Source organism: Bacillus sanguinis, from assembly GCF_018332475.1.
In the GTDB taxonomy this organism is placed as follows: Bacteria; Bacillota; Bacilli; order Bacillales; family Bacillaceae_G; genus Bacillus_A; species Bacillus_A sanguinis.
In genome coordinates this window covers 1-509 of the sequence record NZ_BOQB01000486.1, presented here as the reverse complement: position 1 = coordinate 509, position 509 = coordinate 1, and the positions used below count along the sequence as shown (strand labels likewise).

The following is a 509-nucleotide window of genomic DNA, read 5'->3' as shown; positions in this document are numbered from 1 at the left end:
AGATGTAAAAGTTATTGGACGTGTTGTACAAGCAGTAAAGAATTATTAAATTTCTAGCGCTAGCAATTTAACACCAAAGAGTAGGCGACGGTCTACTCTTTTTAAACAAAAAAGAAAGGAGCTTCCCTATGGCTACCTTCCATAAATATAAAAAGAAAGGATCTACTAAAGACTTTTGGGAATACCGTATATATTATCAAGATCCTCTTAGTAGAAAAACTCGTGAAAAATCTAAGAAAGGCTTCGCTAGTAAAGCTGAAGCTAAAATAGCAGCTGAAGAAATAGAAAAACAATTACGCGAGGGAACTAGCCCAAGTAATGAACATTTGAAAGATTACCTTCTTATCTGGTTGAATGAATATAAGGAAGGAACAGTAGCAACAAATACATTTCTCTCTCATCAGAACAATGTAGAAAAACACATTATTCCTTATTTCAAAAACATTCTTTTAAAAGATTTTAAACCAGTTTATATCAAAAATTTATTAATTCACTAGTCGGTAACGGCT

Annotated in this window: 1 protein-coding gene; it reads left to right on the top strand. The window is 32.2% G+C overall.

What is annotated here, in order from left to right; translation table 11 throughout:
- Window positions 1–128 precede the first annotated feature (128 nt).
- Complete coding sequence (locus tag KI369_RS27885; protein ID WP_238484973.1) at window positions 129–497, top strand: tyrosine-type recombinase/integrase; 369 nt, start codon at window positions 129–131, stop codon at window positions 495–497.
- The last annotated feature ends 12 nt before the right edge of the window (window positions 498–509 follow it).

What these genes read in the sequence shown, in the direction of transcription:
- KI369_RS27885 (WP_238484973.1), top strand. Translation starts at nt 129, where the DNA reads ATGGCTACCTTCCATAAATATAAAAAGAAAGGATCTACTAAAGACTTT.